Annotated in this window: 18 protein-coding genes; 10 read left to right on the top strand and 8 right to left on the bottom strand. The window is 65.0% G+C overall.

What is annotated here, in order from left to right; genetic code table 11:
* Positions 1–292: 292 nt before the first annotated feature.
* The 8 genes from kdpC to H3V53_RS32445 form a co-directional block, all read right to left on the bottom strand.
* Positions 293–874, bottom strand: a complete 582-nt coding sequence (kdpC, locus tag H3V53_RS32480) for a potassium-transporting ATPase subunit KdpC (RefSeq protein ID WP_336601332.1) — start codon at positions 872–874, stop codon at positions 293–295.
* A 39-nt stretch (positions 875–913) separates the two neighbouring features.
* Positions 914–3010, bottom strand: coding sequence for a potassium-transporting ATPase subunit KdpB (kdpB, locus tag H3V53_RS32475; protein WP_336601331.1), 2097 nt, complete (start codon positions 3008–3010; stop codon positions 914–916).
* A gap of 44 nt (positions 3011–3054) precedes the next feature.
* Positions 3055–4860, bottom strand: coding sequence for a potassium-transporting ATPase subunit KdpA (gene kdpA, locus H3V53_RS32470; protein WP_336601330.1), 1806 nt, complete (start codon positions 4858–4860; stop codon positions 3055–3057).
* A complete protein-coding gene (gene kdpF / locus H3V53_RS32465) occupies positions 4857–4949 on the bottom strand; it encodes a K(+)-transporting ATPase subunit F (RefSeq protein ID WP_336601329.1) in 93 nt (30 codons plus the stop codon). The genes kdpA and kdpF overlap by 4 nt, the downstream gene beginning before the upstream one ends.
* Entirely contained in the window at positions 4946–5059 is a 114-nt protein-coding gene (locus H3V53_RS32460) for a hypothetical protein (RefSeq protein ID WP_007583456.1), read from the bottom strand. Before H3V53_RS32460 ends, kdpF begins: the two co-directional genes overlap by 4 nt.
* A 200-nt stretch (positions 5060–5259) precedes the next feature.
* Entirely contained in the window at positions 5260–6234 is a 975-nt protein-coding gene (locus tag H3V53_RS32455) for an NADPH:quinone reductase (protein ID WP_054919818.1), read from the bottom strand.
* A gap of 60 nt (positions 6235–6294) precedes the next feature.
* Positions 6295–6684: a methylglyoxal synthase gene (locus H3V53_RS32450; RefSeq protein WP_336601328.1), complete on the bottom strand. Its 390-nt coding sequence runs from the start codon at positions 6682–6684 to the stop codon at positions 6295–6297.
* A 77-nt stretch (positions 6685–6761) separates the two neighbouring features.
* The gene (locus tag H3V53_RS32445) at positions 6762–7541 is read right to left on the bottom strand and encodes an SDR family oxidoreductase (RefSeq protein WP_336601327.1); all 780 of its coding nucleotides are present in this window, start codon (positions 7539–7541) and stop codon (positions 6762–6764) included.
* A gap of 268 nt (positions 7542–7809) precedes the next feature.
* Here H3V53_RS32445 and upp point away from each other — a divergent pair, with 268 nt between their 5' ends.
* The 10 genes from upp to H3V53_RS32395 all read left to right on the top strand — a co-directional run bounded on the left by upp (position 7810) and on the right by H3V53_RS32395 (position 17021).
* Complete coding sequence (gene upp, locus H3V53_RS32440) at positions 7810–8460, top strand: uracil phosphoribosyltransferase (protein ID WP_012401447.1); 651 nt, start codon at positions 7810–7812, stop codon at positions 8458–8460.
* Between the two features lie 609 nt (positions 8461–9069).
* On the top strand, positions 9070–9798 hold the full coding sequence (locus tag H3V53_RS32435) for a YebC/PmpR family DNA-binding transcriptional regulator (RefSeq protein WP_336601326.1): 729 nt from the start codon (positions 9070–9072) through the stop codon (positions 9796–9798).
* Between the two features lie 339 nt (positions 9799–10137).
* The gene (gene purD / locus H3V53_RS32430) at positions 10138–11415 is read left to right on the top strand and encodes a phosphoribosylamine--glycine ligase (protein WP_336601325.1); all 1278 of its coding nucleotides are present in this window, start codon (positions 10138–10140) and stop codon (positions 11413–11415) included.
* 255 nt (positions 11416–11670) lie between these two features.
* Entirely contained in the window at positions 11671–12603 is a 933-nt protein-coding gene (gene hemF / locus H3V53_RS32425; RefSeq protein WP_336601324.1) for an oxygen-dependent coproporphyrinogen oxidase, read from the top strand.
* Between the two features lie 51 nt (positions 12604–12654).
* On the top strand, positions 12655–13404 hold the full coding sequence (locus tag H3V53_RS32420; RefSeq protein WP_336601336.1) for a nicotinate-nucleotide adenylyltransferase: 750 nt from the start codon (positions 12655–12657) through the stop codon (positions 13402–13404).
* Between the two features lie 4 nt (positions 13405–13408).
* A complete protein-coding gene (gene rsfS / locus H3V53_RS32415; RefSeq protein WP_054919809.1) occupies positions 13409–13864 on the top strand; it encodes a ribosome silencing factor in 456 nt (151 codons plus the stop codon).
* 70 nt (positions 13865–13934) lie between these two features.
* Positions 13935–14405 carry a 23S rRNA (pseudouridine(1915)-N(3))-methyltransferase RlmH gene (rlmH, locus tag H3V53_RS32410; protein WP_336601323.1) on the top strand — a complete coding sequence of 157 codons (471 nt, stop codon included), beginning with the start codon at positions 13935–13937 and terminating at the stop codon, positions 14403–14405.
* Between the two features lie 200 nt (positions 14406–14605).
* The gene (locus H3V53_RS32405) at positions 14606–15235 is read left to right on the top strand and encodes a Maf family protein (RefSeq protein WP_336601322.1); all 630 of its coding nucleotides are present in this window, start codon (positions 14606–14608) and stop codon (positions 15233–15235) included.
* Positions 15236–15244: 9 nt separating this feature from the next.
* A complete protein-coding gene (rng, locus tag H3V53_RS32400; protein WP_054919805.1) occupies positions 15245–16714 on the top strand; it encodes a ribonuclease G in 1470 nt (489 codons plus the stop codon).
* A 109-nt stretch (positions 16715–16823) separates the two neighbouring features.
* Complete coding sequence (locus tag H3V53_RS32395; protein ID WP_054919804.1) at positions 16824–17021, top strand: hypothetical protein; 198 nt, start codon at positions 16824–16826, stop codon at positions 17019–17021.
* The last annotated feature ends 161 nt before the right edge of the window (positions 17022–17182 follow it).

The raw sequence follows: 17182 nt of genomic DNA, 5'->3' as shown, positions 1-17182 counted from the left end.
CAGCGCGCGGACGAATGAAGAATGGGGACGTTGAGGGCCCGTGGGTAGGTGGCAAGGACTGCGGTGTGAGCCCGCTTTCTTTTGCCTACTTTTCTTTGCCGCTGCAAAGAAAAGTAGGTGCCGCCCCGCACAGGGGCAACGCCTGCGCCGCGAGGCGCCATCGCGGATGCCCGCGCAAAGGGCAAACACACACCGGCAACGCCCGCGCCGCGTAGGCGCTATTGCGGATGCCCGCGCAAACCGCAAGCACACAACAAAACCGCCCGCGCCGCGCAGGCGCCATCGTCACCCCTCACCCCCGCTGCGCGTGATCCAACGCAAGATTCAACTCCAGCACATTCACCCGCGACTCGCCGAACAACCCGAACTGCCGCCCGCGCGTATAGCGATCAACCAGCGCGGCGACATCGTTGGCATTCATCTTCCGCGCCGCGGCGACACGCTCGATCTGAAACGCCGCCGCCGCTGGCGAGATCTCAGGATCGAGACCGCTGCCCGACGACGTCACCAGGTCCACAGGAACGGGTGTACTCGCGGGCATATGTCCCGCGGCCTTCAGCGCATCCAGACGCCCCTTGACCTCGTCGGCGAGAGCCGGGTTGATCGGACCGAGGTTCGAGCCGCTCGAGCCCTGCGCGTTGTACGGCATCGGCGTGGTCGCCGACAGACGCCCCCAGAAGTACTGCGGCGCGTCGAACTGCTGGCCGATCAGCCGCGAGCCAACTACCTGGCCGTTCTTCTCGATCATGCTGCCGTTGACCTCGTCGTGAAAGACGGCCTGGCCAAACGCCGTCATCACGGCGGGATACGCAAGTCCCGTGACAGCCGTCAGCACGGCGAAAATCACGATCATCGGGCGAAAAAGCGAGTTCATGTTCAGCTTCCTTAATCTCGAGTCAAAGCGCGCGCTGCATTAAACCCAGCCGAAGGCGGCCAGCACCATGTCGATCAGCTTGATCCCGAAGAACGGCACGACGATGCCGCCCAGGCCGTAGACCAGCAGATTGCGGCGCAACAGGATCGCCGCGCCCAGCGGCCGGTACTTCACGCCCTTCAGCGCGAGGGGAATCAGCAGCACGATGATCAGCGCGTTGAAGATCACGGCCGACATGATCGCGGAGGTCGGTGTCGCCAGATGCATCACGTTCAGCGCGTTCAATGCCGGATAAGTCGTCGCGAACGCCGCCGGGATGATCGCGAAATACTTCGCGACGTCGTTGGCAATCGAGAACGTGGTCAGCGAGCCGCGCGTCATCAGCATCTGCTTGCCGATCTCGACGATCTCGATCAGCTTGGTCGGATTCGAATCGAGATCGACCATGTTGCCCGCTTCCTTCGCGGCCTGCGTGCCCGTGTTCATCGCGACGGCCACGTCGGCCTGCGCGAGCGCGGGAGCATCGTTGGTGCCGTCGCCCGTCATCGCGACGAGGCGCCCTTGCGCCTGATGCGCGCGGATCGTCGCAAGCTTCGTTTCGGGCGTGGCTTCGGCGAGGAAATCGTCGACGCCCGCTTCGGCTGCAATGGCGGCTGCCGTCAGGCGGTTGTCGCCCGTCACCATCACCGTCTTGATGCCCATCTTGCGCAGTTCTGCGAAGCGCTCCTTGATGCCGCCCTTCACCACGTCCTTCAGCTCGATCACGCCAAGCACGCGCGCCACATTCGTACCATTCACGTCCGCCTTCTCGGCCACGACCAGCGGCGTGCTGCCGCGCCGCGCGACTTCCGCGACGGCAAACGATACGTCCGCCGGGAAATGTCCGCCATGCGCTTCGACGTAATGCCTCACGGCATCGGCGGCGCCCTTGCGGATTTCGCGTCCCGCCAGGTCGACACCGCTCATGCGCGTCTGCGCGCTGAACGACAGGAACACAGGGTGCAGCGCGGCCATGTCGCGCTGACGGATATTGAAGCGCTGCTTCGCGAGCACGACGATGCTGCGGCCTTCCGGCGTTTCGTCCGCCAGCGACGACAGTTGCGCCGCATCGGCGAGCCCTTCTTCCGTCACGCCCGTCGCCGGAATGAAGGTCGATGCCTGACGGTTGCCGAGCGTGATCGTGCCCGTCTTGTCGAGCAGCAGCACATCGACGTCGCCGGCGGCTTCGACGGCGCGGCCGGACGTGGCGATCACGTTCGCCTGCATCATGCGGCTCATGCCCGCCACGCCGATTGCCGACAGCAAACCGCCGATCGTCGTCGGAATCAGGCACACGAGCAGCGCGACCAACGCGGTGATCGTCACCACATGACCCGCTTTAGCGGCCTCGACGGAAAACATCGAGAACGGCAGCAGCGTCGCGGTGGCGAGCAGCAGCACGATGGTCAGCGCGACGAGCAGAATGGTCAGCGCAATTTCGTTCGGCGTCTTCGCGCGCTTCGCGCCTTCTACCATCGCAATCATGCGGTCGAGGAACGCTTCGCCAGGATTGGCCGTGACCTTCACGACGATCCAGTCCGATAGCACGCGCGTGCCGCCCGTCACCGACGAAAAGTCGCCGCCCGACTCGCGGATCACAGGCGCCGATTCGCCCGTGATGGCCGATTCGTCGACGGATGCGACGCCTTCGATCACTTCGCCGTCGGCGGGAATCACGTCGCCCGTTTCGACCAGCACGACGTCGCCCTTGCGCAGATCGGAAGCCGTCATGATGCGGATGGGCGACTTCGGATGCGGCTCGTTGAGCTTCTTCGCCATCACGTCTTTCTTCGCGCTGCGCAGCGATGCCGCCTGCGCTTTCGAGCGCCCTTCGGCGAGCGCTTCGGCGAAGTTCGCGAACAGCACCGTGAACCACAGCCACAGCGACACCGCGAGAATGAAGCTCGCGGGCGCCTCGGCCTGGCCCATCAGCGCGGCGACCCACAGGATCGTCGTCAGGATGCTGCCGACGTACACGCAGAACATTACCGGGTTGCGGAACTGCGTGTGCGGTTTGAGTTTCTTGAACGAGTCCACGATCGCCGGGCGCACGAGCGCCGGATCGAACATGGACCGGGTGGCGGAATGGTCAGTCATTTCATCCTCTAGATTCGTCGCCGTTTTTATCTTCGCGAGGCGTATCAATGGCCCGCGATCATCATCAGATGTTCGACGCCCGGGCCGAGCGCGAGCGCGGGCACGTAAGTCAGCGCGCCGACCAGCAGCACCGTGCCGAGCAGCAGCGCGACGAACAGCGGTCCGTGCGTGGGCAACGTGCCGCCCGTCACCGCGATGCGCTTCTTCGCGGCGAGCGAGCCGGCAATCGCGAGCACCGGGACGATCGTGCCGAAGCGGCCGAACCACATCGCTATCGCCGTGAGCCAGTTGTAGAACGGCGTGCTCACCGTGAGACCCGCGAACGCGCTGCCGTTGTTGTTCGCCGCCGAACTGAACGCGTAGAGAATCTCCGAGAAGCCGTGCGGGCCAGGATTGGCGATGCCCGCTTTACCCGCATCGGTCAGCACGGCGATCGACGTCGCGACGAGCACGAGCAGCGGCGTCAGCAGCACGACGATCGATACCATCTTCATCTCGTACGCTTCGATCTTCTTGCCGACGTATTCGGGCGTGCGGCCGATCATCAGACCCGCGACGAACACGGCCAGCATCGCGAACACCAGCATCCCGTACAGACCCGAACCCACGCCGCCGAAGATCACTTCGCCAAGCTGCATCAGCAGCATCGGCACGAGGCCGCCGAGCGGCGTCAGCGAGTCATGCGTGTTGGCCACGGCGCCGCACGATGCCGCCGTCGTCGCGACCGTGAAGATGCCCGACTGCGCGATGCCGAAGCGCGTCTCCTTGCCTTCCATGTTGCCGCCCGCCTGCAGCGCGCTCGCCGACTGGTCGATATGCAGCGACGCGAAGAGCGGGTTGCCGCTCTGCTCCGCGCCGATCTCGCCGGCAATGCACACGGCAATCGCGATCGTCATCACGGCGAGCACGGCCACCCCCTGCTTGCGATCGCCGATCACGCGGCCGAACACGAGACACAGCGCGGCGGGAATGATCAGGATCGAGAAGATCTGCACGAAGTTCGAGAACGGCGTCGGGTTCTCGAACGGATGCGCGGAGTTGCCGTTGAAGAAGCCGCCGCCGTTGGTGCCGAGCATCTTGATCGCTTCCTGCGAAGCGACGGGGCCCATCGCGATCGTCTGGGTCTTCACGGGCGTGTCGACCATCACCGGGTTGCCCTTCGCGTCCTTTACGGCGTTGCCCTGCGCATCCGTCTTCGGCGCGGAGTACGTGGTGGTCTGCAGCGTGGGCACGTCTTCATACGACTTGAAGTTCTGGATCACGCCCTGGCTCATGAAGATAGCCGCGACGATCATCGACATCGGCAGCAGCACGTAGAGCGTCACGCGCGTGATGTCGACCCAGAAGTTGCCGATGGTCTGTGCGGTGTGCCGCGCGAAGCCGCGCACCAGCGCGATCACGACGACGATACCCGTTGCCGCCGACAGGAAGTTCTGCACCGTGAGGCCGAGCATCTGCGTCAGATAGCTCAGCGTCTGCTCGCCCGAGTAGTCTTGCCAGTTCGTGTTGGTGACGAAACTGATCGCCGTGGTGAACGCGCCGTCGACGGTCATCGCGCTGAACTGCTGCGGATTGGCGGGCAGCCAGACTTGCACGCGCAAAAGCACGTAAAGGAACGCGACGCCGAGCAGGTTGAAGGCGATCGTCGCGACCGCATAGTGCTTCCAGCCCATTTCGTGCGACGGGTCGACGCCGGCAAGACGATAGAGCAGCCGCTCGATCGGGCCGCCCAGCCTGACGATGCGCGAACTGCCGTCCATCACGCGCGTCAGATAGCGCGAAACAGGCACGGCCGCCGCGAGCAGCACGACGATGAAAACCGCCGGCTGCAGGACATTGTTGAGGTTCATTCAATGTCCTCCGCTCGCAGCAGCGCATAAACGAGATAGACGAACAGCAGCGCGGTCGCCGCTCCTGATAGCCAGAGGACCCAGTTCATGAGCGTGCTCCCTGACCACGGCCGTAGCGCGTCAGCTTCTCGCATCCGGCGATCAATCCAAAGGTCAGCGCAGCGAACAGCGCGATGCCCCCGACGTACAGCACATCCATTTCATGTTCTCCATTTGTTGGGCGATGGATGTCCCGAACGTTATGCCCATCGGCATAAACGGCTGGTCAAAGATGGAGGGAGGGACGTAAAAAACGCGTAAACGGCGCCAACGAAAAAGGCCGCTTCACGTCGCGTGAAGCGGCCTTCTCGGAGCGTTGCTGCGGAGCGTTGCTGCTTGCGCCTGTTGCGTGCGGCGCTCTTACGGCAGCAGAACCGTCGATCCCGTCGTCCTGCGCGCCTCGAGATCCGCGTGCGCCTTGCCGACATCGGCGAGCGCATAACGCTGGTTGATGCTCGTTTTCACCTTGCCCGATGCGATCACGTCGAACAGTTCGGCCGCCATCGCGTCGTAGTCGCTGCGCTTGCCCATGTAGGTGAAGAGGGTCGGACGCGTGAAGAACAGCGAACCGCGCCCGGCGAACTCCGACGAATCGATGGGCGGCAGCGGCCCGGACGCATTGCCGAAACTCACGAACATGCCGAGCGGCGCGAGGCAATCGAGCGACGCCGTAAACGTGTCCTTGCCGATCGAGTCGTACACGACGGGCACGCCCGCGCCGTTGGTGATTTCGCGCACGCGCTTCGTGAAGTTTTCGCGCGTATAGACAATGGGATGATCGCAGCCGTGCGCCTTCGCGATCTCCGCTTTCTCGTCGGAACCGACCGTGCCGATCACCGTTGCGCCGAGCGCCTTCGCCCACTGGCACACGAGCAGCCCCACGCCGCCCGCGGCCGCCTGGATCAGGATCGTGTCGCCCGCCTTCACGGGGTACGTGCGGCGCAACAGGTATTGCGCCGTCAGCCCCTGCAGCATCACCGACGCGGCCTCTTCATAGCCGATCGCGTCGGGCAGCTTCACCACCTGTGCGGCGGGCAGCACGCGCTCCTGCGCGTACGCGCCCGGCGGCCGCGCGACATAGGCGACGCGGTCGCCCGCCTTGAGGTCCGTCACGCCCGCGCCGACGGCGACCACCTCGCCCGCCGCCTCCATGCCGAGACCGCCCGGCAGCGGCAGCGGGTACAGACCCGTGCGGAAATACACGTCGATATAGTTCAGGCCGACCGCATGCTGCTTGATGCGGATTTCGCCGTTGCCCGGCTCGCCCACCTCGACGTCGACCCACTTCATCACTTCGGGGCCGCCCGTCTTGTCGAATCGAATTGCCTTGGCCATGTCGTCTCCAGATTCGTTCGTTACGTGGTTGTCGCGTACGCGCAGATGAAAGCCGCGCCGTCAAAGCGGCTGCGCAAGCCGCAGCGTCAGTCCGTCGAGGATCATCCGCGCCGTCGAGATATTCGTCGCGCACGGCACATTGTGGACGTCGCACGCGCGCACGAGCGCGTTGATGTCCGGTTCGTGCGGCTGCGGCGTCATCGGGTCGCGCAGGAAGATCACCATGTCGACGCGGCCCTCGGCCAGCTGCGCGCCGATCTGCAGGTCGCCGCCGTGCGGGCCCGACAGCATGCGTTCGACCTTCAGGCCGTGCGCATCGGAGATGCGCGAACCCGTCGTGCCCGTCGCGATCAGCTCGCAGCGCGCGAGCGTATCGACATACTCGCCCGCCAGCCTGACGATGTCGTCCTTCTTGTGATCGTGCGCGATCAGCGCGACGCGTGTTGCCATTTCGTTGCTCCTCTTGTGATGCCGTCGTGTGTAGTGATTGTTTTGTGGCGTCGACGCCCGCGCGTCACGCCTGCGCGTCAGTACGTGCCGGGATAAGCGCCGCCGTCGATCAGCCAGTTCTGCCCGGTGATGTAGCCCGCGTGTACGCTGCACAGGAACGCGCACGCGCGGCCGAACTCGTCGGGCGTGCCGAAGCGCCGCGCGGGAATCGTCGCCATGCGCTGCTTGCGCGCTTCCTCGACGGAAATATTCTGCGACTTCGCCGACGCCTCGAACGTCACGGCGATACGGTCGGTGTCGAACAGTCCCGGCAGCAGATTGTTGATCGTCACGCCGTTCGGCGCGACCTTGCGCGCGACGCCCGCGACAAAGCCCGTCAAGCCCGAGCGCGCGCCGTTCGACAGACCGAGCACGTCGATGGGCGCCTTCACCGACGAACTCGTGATGTTCACCACGCGTCCGTAGCCGCGCGAAATCATGCCGTCGATGGTCGCGCGGATCAGCTCGATCGGCGTCAGCATGTTGGCTTCGAGCGCGCGAATCCAGTCGTCGTGCGTGAAGCTGCGGAAATCGCCCGGCGGCGGCCCGCCCGCGTTGTTGACGAGAATGTCCGGCTGCGGGCACGCGGCGAGCGCCGCGGCGCGGCCTTCCGGCGTGGTGATGTCGCAGGCCACGGCCTTCACGTCGACGCCCGTCTTCGCGCGGATATCGGCGGCCGTGGCCTCGAGCGTTTCGGGCGTGCGCGCGACGATCGTCACGTTCACGCCCTCGGCCGCGAGCGCCTCGGCGCAGCCGCGCCCCAGTCCCTTGCTCGCCGCGCACACGAGCGCGGTCTTTCCTGCGATTCCCAGATCCATGTGCTTGTCCTTTTACTGGTGCTGATGGGGGTGCGCGCCGCGCGTCGGGCATGGCCGCGCGTTGCGCCGGGTGGGTCAACTGTCCCCCGATTCTAGAAGAATCGACGCCGCGCTGCCGAGGCTCGCTGTGAACTGCTTTCGAAGCCGCTTTCGATATCGACGGCCTGTTCGCGCCGCCCTTCCGGTAAACTCGCGGGCATGGCGCGGCCGTCGGTTGCGCGCCGCCCGTCGACAGTACAGCCCATTTATCGCCGCGAGGCGTCACGTCATGACTCAGGACAGCCGTTTTCCCAATCTTTTCATCCTCGATCACCCGCTGATCCAGCACAAGCTGTCGCACATGCGCGATCGCGACACGTCCACGCGGACGTTCCGCGAACTGCTACGCGAGATCACGCTGCTGATGGGCTATGAAATCACCCGCAACCTGCCGATGACCACGCGCCGCGTGAGCACGCCGCTCGTCGACATCGACGCGCCCGTGATCGCCGGCAAGAAGCTCGCGATCGTGCCTGTGCTGCGTGCGGGCGTCGGCATGTCAGACGGGCTGCTGGAGCTGATTCCGTCGGCGCGCGTCGGCCATATCGGCGTGTATCGCGACGACGACCACCGGCCTGTCGAATATCTTGTGCGGCTGCCCGATCTGGAGGACCGCATCTTCATCCTGTGCGATCCGATGGTCGCGACGGGTTATTCGGCCGTGCATGCCATCGACGTGCTCAAGCGGCGCGGCGTGGCGGGCGAGAACATTTCGTTCCTCGCGCTCGTCGCCGCCCCGGAAGGCGTGCAGGTGTTCCAGGACGCGCACCCGGACGTCAAGCTGTACGTCGCGTCGCTCGATTCGCATCTGAACGAGCATGCGTACATCATCCCTGGCCTCGGCGACGCGGGCGACCGCCTGTTCGGCACGAAGAACTGAAACCGACGGACGCCGCCGCGTTCGCGGCGAATCGCCACGTGTGGCTGCCGTCCCGCGCTCCACTTTCCGGCTCTGTCAGCGCCCGTTCCGGCCGACCCGCCTGAACTGGCGCTTTGATCCCTCGGTGGACGGGCGGCTTTGCTGTTCGGGTGCTTCGCCGCAATGCCGCTCCCTTAGATCGAGTCGATCCCGCGCCAGCCGCTAACCGCCCGCGACCCTTTCTGCATCCGCCAGCCTGCTGCGCCGACGCGCCCGTCCCTTCTGCCGCATGCGGCCGGCATGGTAAAATTCGAATCCGCTCATCGAGCGGCACACCCTGCAGGCATCGCCTCGTGGCCTCACCGTCCGCTTCGTTCCCTCATCGGCCTCCGGCGATCGGCGCCCATGACGGGCACCCGTTCGCGCGACGCCAGCACGACGTTTCCGTCTTTCGATGCACGCGGGCAAGACCGGGGGCCGCAATGCGCACGGTTTTTGCGCCGCTGCGGCATCAGGGTGCGACCAGACTGACATCGGAGCGCGAGCGCGAATGCACAGCGCGCCGCCCGACAAACGCAACGACATTTGCACTATGCGCGCGCCCCGCTGGCGCACGCGACGGAGAAAGGTATGGCGGGTCATTCGAAATGGGCCAACATCAAGCATAAGAAAGCAGCGGCCGATGCCAAGAAAGGCAAGATCTGGACGCGGCTCATCAAGGAAATCCAGGTCGCGGCGCGCATGGGCGGCGGCGACATCGACTCGAACCCGCGTCTGCGGCTCGCCGTGGACAAGGCGTACGACGCCAACATGCCCAAAGACAACGTCAACCGCGCCATTCAGCGCGGCGTGGGCGGCGTGGACGGCGCGAGCTACGAGGAAATCCGCTACGAAGGCTACGGCATTGGCGGCGCGGCGATCATTGTCGACACGATGACGGACAACCGCACCCGCACCGTCGCCGAAGTGCGCCACGCGTTTTCGAAGTTCGGCGGCAACATGGGCACGGACGGCTCGGTGTCGTTCATGTTCGATCACGTCGGCCAGTTCCTGTTCGCGCCCGGCACGCCCGAAGACAAGCTGATGGAAGCCGCGCTCGAAGCGGGTGCCGACGACGTCGTCCCGAACGACGACGGCAGCATCGAAGTGGTCTGCCCGCCGAACGATTTCCCGAAGGTCAAAGCCGCGCTCGAAGCTGCCGGCTTCAAGGCGGAACTCGCGGAAGTGACGATGAAGCCACAAACGGAAGTCGAATTCACGGGCGACGACGCCGTCAAGATGCAAAAGCTGCTCGACGCGCTGGAGAATCTGGACGACGTGCAGGAAGTCTATACAAACGCGGCAATCGCCGACGAATGAGGCGGGAGTGAGCGCGCCGCCTGGTTCCCGGTCTGTATCCGCATCCAGGCAGTCGCTGCGCTGCTCCCTGCATTCGCCGCGCGCTTGCGGCTCGCCTCGCGGGCGTGTTTGCGTGAGCGAGCGCGCGGTTCGCGTCGCCGCGATGTGCGCGGCCGCGGTTGCCAACGCTTGTCGCGCGACGCCTTGCGCAACGTTTCGCACCGCATGTTTCGGTCCGGTGTCCCGCCTGGTGGCCTGCGTCACCGGCAGCGCGCGTGCAGCGTGCGAAAGTAAGGACGGATATCCACGGCTCGCGCCGCTTTGCGGGCTGTTCATGGTTTTTAGCATTCGGGGAATCACATGAAGTTACTCGTCGTCGGTTCCGGCGGCCGCGAGCACGCGCTCGCATGGAAGCTCGCGCAATCGCCACGCGTGCAGCTCGTCTATGTGGCGCCCGGCAACGGCGGCACCGCGCAGGACAGCCGCCTGCTCAACGTTGGCATCACCGATCCGCACGCGCTCGCGGACTTCGTCGAGAAAGAACAGATCGCGTTCACGCTGGTTGGTCCCGAGCAGCCGCTCGCGGCGGGCATCGTCAACATCTTCCGCGCGCGTGGCCTGAAGATTTTCGGCCCGACGCGGGAAGCCGCGCAGCTCGAAAGTTCGAAGGATTTCGCGAAGGCGTTCATGAAGCGTCACGCGATTCCGACGGCCGAATACGAAACGTTCTCCGACGTCGCGGCCGCGCACGCGTACATCGATGCAAAGGGCGCGCCCATCGTGATCAAGGCCGACGGCCTCGCGGCGGGCAAGGGCGTGGTGGTCGCGCAGACGCTCGAAGAGGCGCACGCCGCCGTCGACATGATGCTGTCGGACAACAAGCTCGGTGACGCGGGCGCGCGCGTCGTGATCGAGGAGTTCCTGACAGGCGAGGAAGCGAGCTTCATCGTGATGGTGGACGGCAAGAACGTGCTGGCGCTGGCGTCGAGCCAGGACCACAAACGGCTGCTCGACGGCGATCAGGGCCCGAACACGGGCGGCATGGGCGCCTATTCGCCCGCGCCCATCGTCACGCCTCAACTGCACGCTCGCGTGATGCGCGAAATCATCCTGCCGACGGTGCGCGGCATGGAAAAGGAAGGTATCCGCTTCACAGGCTTCCTGTACGCGGGACTGATGATCGACGCGCAGGGCACGCCCAAGACGCTCGAATTCAACTGCCGGATGGGCGACCCCGAGACGCAGCCGATCATGGCGCGCCTGAAGGGTGACTTCTCGAAGGTCGTCGAGCAGGCCATTGCAGGCACGCTCGATACCGTCGAACTCGAATGGGACCGCCGCACGGCGCTGGGCGTCGTGCTGGCCGCGCACAATTATCCCGACGCGCCGCGCAAGGGCGACTTCATCAGCGGCATTCCGGCCGAAACAGCAGATGCGGTGACGTTCCACGCGGGCACCACCCTCACCGACGGCAAGCTGACGACGTCGGGCGGACGCGTGCTGTGCGTCGTCGGGTTGGCCGATTCCGTGCGCAGCGCGCAGTCGGTCGCGTATGAAACTATCAACCACATTTCGTTCGACGGCATGCAGTATCGCCGCGACATCGGGTATCGCGCGGCCAACCGCAAACACGGCTAAACGGGGCCGCCGGTGCGCCGCGCCAGCGGGCGCGGCGGTCTGTGCGCGTACCCGCGACGCTGGAACGGCCCTTCGGGACCATATTGCGGCACCAGCGCTACACTTGGACCCGTCGGCGGCCGGTCGCAGTTTTATACGGCGACGAATCCCGGCGACCGAAAGAACATGTGTCGCGCGCGCCCTTGCAGGCGTCCTGCTCCGCTCCACTGAGTCTGAACCGCGGACGTGCTTCGAGCACGCCGCGCCCCACACACCATGACCGATCCGATTCACGACGCCCTCGACACGCAGACCGTCCGCACCTGGCTGCAAGGCCTGCAGACGCAGATTGCCGACACGCTCGGTGCGTTCGACGGCACGCCGTTCGCCACCGATAGCTGGCAACGCGCGCCCGGCGGCAAGCTGCGCGGCGGCGGCTGCACCCGCATTCTCGAAGGCGGCGGATTCTTCGAGCGGGCGGGCATCGGTTTCTCGGACGTGCAAGGCGACGCCCTGCCCGGTTCGGCAAGCGCGCTGCGCCCGCAACTGGCGGGCCGGGGTTTCGAGGCCATGGGTGTGTCGCTCGTGCTGCATCCGCGCAATCCGTACTGCCCCACCGTTCATATGAACGTGCGCCTGCTCGTCGCGACGAAAGCGGGCGAAGCGCCCGTGTTCTGGTTCGGCGGCGGAATGGATCTGACGCCGTATTACGGCTTCGAGGAAGATGCGCAGCACTTTCACCGCATCTGCCGCGACGCGCTGCAGCCCTACGGCGACGACCTGTACCCGCGCTTCAAGCGCTGGTGCGATGACTATTTTTTCCTGAAGCACCGCAACGAGCCGCGCGGAATCGGCGGAATTTTCTTCGACGACTACGCAGAGCCGGGATTCGGGCAGTCGTTCGCGATGGTCAAAAGCGTTGGCGATGCGTTCCTGAACGCGTACCTGCCCATCATCGAAAGACGCCGCGACATGCCGTACGGCGAGGCCCAGCGCGATTTCCAGGCTTACCGGCGCGGGCGCTACGTCGAATTCAACCTCGTTTTCGACCGTGGCACACTGTTTGGGCTGCAAAGCGGTGGGCGTACGGAATCGATCCTGATGTCGATGCCGCCCGTCGTAAATTGGCGCTACGACTGGCAGCCTGAGCCGGGCACGCCGGAAGCGCGCCTGTATAGCGACTTTCTCGTGCCGCGCGAGTGGATCTGACGCGTGCTGCCGCGCCGCACCCGTGCTACTTGACAGGCAAAGGAACCGCAACTGAATCCGACCGCTCAATCCGTCGCCAGGCCCGTCGCCAGGCCCGCCGTCGAACGACGGGCGCTGCGCCGGCGCATCGGCATACTCGGGGGCACGTTCGACCCGATCCACGACGGCCACCTTGCGCTGGCACGACGTTTCGCCCACGCGCTCAATCTGACCGAACTCGTCCTGATGCCGGCTGGCCAGCCGTGGCAGAAAGCAGATGTATCGGCGGCCGAACACCGGCTCGCGATGACGCGCGCCGCTGCGGCGTCGCTGAAGCTGCCTGGCACGACGGTTCAGGTCGCCACGGACGAAATCGAGCACGATGGCCCCACCTACACCGTCGAAACGCTGCGTCGCTGGCGCGAGCGGGAAGGCGCGGAGGTGTCCATTTCGCTGCTGGTCGGCGCGGATCAACTGGTGCGGCTCGACACCTGGCATGACTGGCAGCACCTTTTCGACTACGCGCACATCGCCGCGGCGACGCGTCCGGGCTTCGATGTAAAGGCGGTGCCGCCCGCCGTGGCAGCGGCGATGGCGCAGCGCGCGGCAGGCGCCGACGTGCTGCAGGCGACACCCGCCGGTCATCTGCTCGTCGACACGTCGCTGGCATTCGACGTATCGGCCACCGACATTCGCGCGCACCTGCGCGCGTCGCTCGACAACCACGCGGACACCGCCGCCGGCACCGGCGAATCCGCGCAGAATCATGTCCCCGCCGCTGTGTGGGACTATATTGTTCAACATCATCTGTACCATCGGTAACCACATGGATATACGCAAGCTGCAACGCGCGATCGTCGACGGACTCGAAGACGTCAAGGCGCAAGACATCCGGGTGTTCAACACCACCCATCTGACCGAGCTGTTCGACCGCGTGATCGTCGCGAGCGGCACGTCGAACCGCCAGACCAAGGCGCTCGCATCGAGCGTGCGCGAGAAGGTCAAGGAAGCGGGCGGCGACATCGTCAGTACGGAAGGCGAAGACATCGGCGAATGGGTGCTGGTGGACTGCGGCGATGCCGTCGTGCACATCCTGCAGCCGGCGCTGCGCCAGTACTACAACCTCGAAGAAATCTGGGGCGACAAACCCGTGCGCGTGAAGCTGTCCACGCCGAATCCGTTTGGAGGCGCCCGCCCGTCCGAACCGCTCGACGACGAGGACGAAGACGAAGCGCCTGTTGCACGCCCCGCGCGCAAGGCGCCGGCTCGCCGCCGCTCGTGACTCCGCCTGTGCTCACGCGTGGATTGGCGCGGTCCGCCGCGTGCGGCTCTGACCCGGCGCTAGCTCGACGATGAAACTGCATATCCTCGCTGTCGGCCACAAGATGCCGGACTGGATTGCCGCGGGCTTCGACGAGTACGCGAAGCGCATGCCGCCCGAGCTGCGCATCGAACTGCGCGAGATCAAGCCCGAGCAGCGCTCGTCGGGCCGCTCCGCCGAAAGCGTGATGGCCGCCGAGCGGCAGAAGATTGAAGCCGCACTGCCAAGGAACGCGCGCATCGTCGCGCTCGACGAACGCGGCAAGGACTGGACCACGATGCAGCTCGCCACCGCCCTGCCCTCGTGGCAGCAGGATGGACGCGACGTCGCGTTCCTGATCGGCGGCGCCGATGGACTCGACCCCGCACTGAAGGCGCGCGCCGACATGATGCTGCGCGTGTCGAGCCTCACGCTGCCGCACGCGATGGTCCGCGTGCTGCTGGCCGAACAGTTGTATCGCGCGTGGACCATCACGCAAAATCATCCATATCATCGGGCTTGACCTCGGACTTGATCTCGAGCTTGATGTCGGGCCGGAACCTCGGGCCGGAACACGCCCTTATCTTCGGGCCGCGCATCGTGGCAAACAACCTGGCCGAATGGCCAGGTGCGCGGCGCCCGCCTCCTCTGTTACGCTCGTCACCACTCGCCGGCTCGTCGACTCGCGCAAGCCGCGCTTTTCATCTTCGATCAAGACCGACCATGAACCACCCGTCCGATGCAGCGTTTCCGTTCGTCTACCTCGCGTCGCAAAGTCCGCGTCGTCAGGAGTTGCTGACGCAGCTCGGCGTGCGCTTCGAACTGCTGCTGCCGCGCCCCGATGAAGACGCCGAAGCGCTCGAAACCGAATTGCCCGGCGAGCGCGCGCATGATTACGTGATGCGCGTGTGCGTCGCGAAGGCGCAGGCGGCTCGCGCGCGGCTCGTCGCGGGCGGCCATGCGAACGCGCCCATTCTCGTTGCCGATACAACCGTCACGATCGACGACGCGATTCTCGGCAAGCCCGTCGATACGGACGACGCCGTCGCGATGCTCACGCGTCTTGCTGGCCGCGACCATGAAGTGCTCACGTCCGTTGCCGTCGTCAATGCGCAAGGCGAGTTGCTCGAACCCGCGCTCTGCGTGTCGCGCGTGCGATTTGCTGCAGTGCAAAGCGATGCGCTGCGCCGCTACGCGTCAAGCGGCGAACCGCTCGGCAAGGCGGGCGCATATGGCATTCAGGGGCGCGCGGCGGAGTTCATCGAGCATATCGACGGGTCCTATTCAGGTATCATGGGTTTGCCATTGTTTGAAACCGCTGCCCTTCTACGCGCAGCGCGCATCGACTTCTAGAACAACACCATGAACGAAGAAATCCTGATTAACGTGACGCCCCAGGAGACGCGCGTCGCGTTGGTCCAGCAAGGCGCAGTGCAGGAACTTCACGTCGAACGCACGCTGTCCCGCGGGCGCGTCGGCAATGTCTATCTCGGCAAGGTCGTGCGCGTCCTGCCGGGCATGCAATCCGCGTTCATCGATATCGGCCTCGAGCGCGCGGCGTTTCTGCATGTCGCCGATATCTGGCATCCGCGCATCGCAGGCGAAACCCAGCAGCCCGTGCCGCACCAGCCCATCGAGAAGATCGTCTTCGAAGGACAAACGCTGATGGTCCAGGTCGTCAAGGACCCGATCGGCACCAAAGGCGCGCGGCTCTCCACGCAGGTGAGCATCGCGGGTCGCACACTCGTTTATCTGCCGCAGGAACCGCATATCGGCATCTCGCAGAAAATCGAAAGCGAAGCCGAACGCGAGGCCGTGCGCGCGCGGCTCACGTCGGTGCTACCTGTCGACGAGAAAGGCGGCTACATCGTTCGCACCATCGCGGAAGACGCGACGAGCGAAGAACTGGCCGGCGACGTCGCGTATCTGCGCAAGACCTGGGCGACGATACTGTCGCAGGCGCAGCGCATGCCGCCCACCAGCCTGCTCTATCAGGATCTGAATCTCGCGCAGCGCGTGCTGCGCGACTTCGTCAACGACGAAACCACGCGTATCCAGGTCGACTCGCGCGAAACATTCCAGATGCTCGCCGAGTTCGCGGCGGAGTTCACGCCCGCCGTGTCGTCGAAGCTGCATCACTACACGGGCGAGCGGCCGCTTTTCGATCTGTACAACATCGAAACGGAGATTCAGCGCGCGCTGTCGCGGCGCGTCGACCTGAAGTCGGGCGGCTATCTGGTGATCGACCAGACGGAAGCCATGACCACCATCGACGTGAATACGGGCGGCTACGTCGGCGCACGCAATTTCGACGACACGATCTTCAAGACCAATCTCGAAGCCGCGCATACGATCGCTCGCCAACTGCGGCTGCGCAATCTGGGCGGCGTGATCATCATCGACTTCATCGACATGGAGAACGCCGAGCACCGCGACCAGGTGCTAGGCGAGCTGAAAAAAGCACTCTCGCGCGACCGCACGCGCGTGACGGTCAATGGCTTCTCGCAACTCGGGCTGGTAGAGATGACGAGAAAGCGCACGCGCGAATCGCTCGCGCACGTGCTGTGCGAGCCCTGCCCCGTCTGCCAGGGAAAAGGCCAGGTCAAGACGGCGCGCACCGTTTGCTACGACGTGCTGCGCGAAATCCTGCGCGAGTCGCGCCAATTCAATCCGCGCGAGTTTCGAGTGGTGGCTTCGCAGCAGGTAATCGATCTGTTCCTCGAAGAAGAATCCCAACATCTGGCAATGCTGATCGATTTCATCGGCAAGCCGGTGTCGTTGCAAGTCGAATCGAACCTGAGCCAGGAACAGTACGACATCGTGCTGATGTAGGGGCTTACCCGTAATCAAGCCGAATCAAGGGTTGTCGATCAACCCTTTCAAGTCCTCCTCTGGCACATCGATTGCTTTAACGCATTCGACACCGCACGCGGGAGGCGACATGCGCTCCGAACAATACGACTACAACGACTTCAACAACGACCCCACTACGCTGCCGGACCCTTGCTACGACGGGCCCTGCGCCGCGACGCGGCAAGAGGCCAACGTTCTGGCAAAGGGCTCGCTGGCAGGCTACCTGACCGTCGGCATTGCGTGGCTGTTCGGCCTCGAAGCACTGCTTTCCGACGACGAAAACTGAGCTGGGCAATCCGCTTCCCATCGGCGGCCATACGAATTTTCAATGGCTTCCGTGTAGAGGTTACAGAGATTGATCGGGCGGCCGGCCGCACGCGCCGCACGCCCGTTGCCGCCGCCCTGTTCCGGCAAATCAACTAGACTTTCCGTATGCAGTTGCAATAG

The organism is Paraburkholderia bengalensis, from assembly GCF_037126505.1.
GTDB lineage: Bacteria > Pseudomonadota > Gammaproteobacteria > Burkholderiales > Burkholderiaceae > Paraburkholderia > Paraburkholderia bengalensis.
The sequence above is the reverse complement of the archived record's forward strand: the minus strand, read 5'-3'. Positions and strand labels throughout refer to the sequence as shown.